1 protein-coding gene is annotated in these 2473 nt (G+C 71.0%); it reads left to right on the top strand.

Annotated features, from left to right (window positions below; all coding sequences use genetic code 11):
- Nucleotides 1-77: 77 nt before the first annotated feature.
- The gene (locus tag ACWIE7_RS18795; protein WP_454057936.1) at nucleotides 78-2300 is read left to right on the top strand and encodes a DUF6541 family protein; all 2223 of its coding nucleotides are present in this window, start codon (nucleotides 78-80) and stop codon (nucleotides 2298-2300) included.
- Nucleotides 2301-2473 lie beyond the last annotated feature (173 nt).

Here is a 2473-nt window from a genome sequence, read left to right on the forward strand (position 1 = left end):
GGCTACGTGATCGCGCAGGGTGTGGCGACGGTGACCAACTTCATAGTTCAGCGCACGGTGATCTTCCGGGTGCGCTGATGACCGTCCTCTCCGCCGTGATCCTGCTGTTCGCTGCACTGGCGCTGGTGATGGTGCCCGGCGCTGCGATCTGCCTCGCCGCCGGTCTGCCGGCGCGCGAAGCGGTTGCGGCGGGCCCCGCCCTGACGCTCGCGGTCGTTGCTGTGGGCTGCACGGTCACGGCCGCCACTGACGTGCCATGGGCTCCGGCCTCGGCGGGTGCGACAGCACTCGCGGCGCTGCTGTGTGCCGGGGTGGTGGGCCTCGCCCCGAGGCTGCTCGTTGGGCGTGGGCGCGATCGAGGTCGCGATAAGGGCGCCGCCACTGCCGAGAGTCAGACCATCGCTCACGGCGGGCGGGCTGGTGCTCGTCGCGACACCTTCCGAGGGCATGTCGTGGGGGCCTGGCTGCCGGGCTTCGTCGTCGTCGTACTCTCGTTGGTCCCTGCGGTTCAGGTCCTCATCGCGACCCGCGGCCTCACGGCGATTCCCCAGGGCTGGGACGCTCTGCTCCACGGTGGGGCCACGCGCTTCATCGCTGAGACGGGGCGCGCAGGCCTGTCGGATCTGGCGCCGGTCAGTCAGCCGGCTAACCCGCATTACTACTACCCGGACACCTACCACGCTCTCGCTTCGCTGCTGCTGCACCTGCCCGGGGACGGTTCCCCCGCGGCCCTGAACGGGTTGCCCGGAGCGCTGGACGCGCTCTCGGCGGTCACGGGAGTGGTGTTCGTACTGGCCGTGGCGGTCCTGGCCGGGCGACTGTGCGACGGATCTCGGCTGGCGGCGGTGGGCTCGTCGCTCGTCGCAGCCTCGTGCTGGACGTTCCCGTATCTGCCGCTCGGACGTGGGCAGGTCTTGCCGTTCGCTCTGGGGGTGGCGATCATCCCGGGCTTGCTCCTGCTGGCCGAGCACATCGCGGGACGCCAACGTCAGGGTCACCGAGCGAAGGGGATCCGGAGGAAGTGTCCCGGAGACGATGTGGTCTCGGCACTCCCCACTCGTACGCCGGGTCCGGCGGCGTACCCGCTGCTGCTCGGCGCCGGACTGGCGGGGGCGTGGTCCGTACATCCTTCCGTGGCATTGGCCGCAGCGATCCCGCTGTTCGTCGCGGCGATCGCGGGTGTCGTGGCGGCACCCGGACCGCGGCCGCGATTGGCGGTAGCCGGCGGATTCGCGCTCGCCGCGGTACCGGCGGGTCTGTACGCAGGGTGGGTGGTGACGAGGGTCTCGTCAGATACCACCGATGCTCTCGCCGGTTTCTCGTGGCCGCGGAGCGCGGGCGTGCCTCGCGCGATGGTGGGTGCCTTCGATACAGGCCCCACAGTCGTGTCCTCGGTCGGAATCACGGCGTTGGTGCTCATCGGCCTTGTTGCCGCGGTGAGAATTTCGCGGTGGCGGCGACCGTTCGTGGCGATCGTGGCCGCGCTCGTCGGCTACTGGATTCTCTACGTCTTCGCTGCCGCGGTCGAGGGCGACTGGGTGCGGATCATCACCGGCTACTGGTGGGATGACGCCTACCGCTTCGCCTCTCTTCTGGCGATCCCGACAGCAGTGCTCGCTGGTGCCGGGGCGCAGGCGCTGGTCCTTCGGGACGTGATGCGGCGGCCGGCGGGCCGCACCGGCGTGGTGGTGCTGGCCGTGTGCGCGCTCGCGGTGGTCTCGGGTCAGGCCGTCCTCGCGCGCGACTTGAGGGTGTGGGGTTACGCGGACGGGCCGGCCGTCACCGTTCAGGAGCGCGAGATGCTGGACCGGCTGGGCGAACTGTATGACGGCGGCGTCGTGCTCAACGACCCGTTCGACGGCACCGCGTGGGTGTACGCCCTGCACGGGGTGCCGGTGGTGTTCGGCGCGCCGCTGGCTGACCATCCGGTGGCACAGGTCGGCGGCGATCGCATGACCCTGTACACCTCGATCAACCGGTACGGCTTCGACCCGTCGATCACCCACGAGGTGCAGCGGCAGGACGTGCGGTGGGTGGTGGTGGGCACCGGAGTGGTGGGCGGCCCGGGGCGTCCCGGCGGCTTCATCGGTCTCCACCTCAACCCCCACCTGCGCCTGGCGGCGGAGAACGAGGGCGCCCGTCTCTACGAGGTTCTGCCCGTGCCCGCGGACCATCCGCCGCTGTTGCCGCCGCCGGGTATCCCCGCGATCACCCCGCCCGTGCAGCCGCCGAACACCGACTCACCGGTCGTCGACGCGATCCCGGCGGGGCCGGGGACTAACCTGGGCGGCACCGGATAACCGATCTTCAGGAGCGCATCGCCCCCATGGACGCCACCACCGTGACCGCCGCAGGTGCCGACGCCGGCGCCGACAGCGCCGACCGCGACCTGCTCCTCCAGCGGACCCTGTTCTCGGGCCCGCGCAAATGGGTCAACGACGACCTCTACTCGCGCGTCAGCCGCGGCGTCGTG

The sequence above is a fragment of the Dietzia sp. NPDC055343 genome (genome assembly GCF_053645265.1).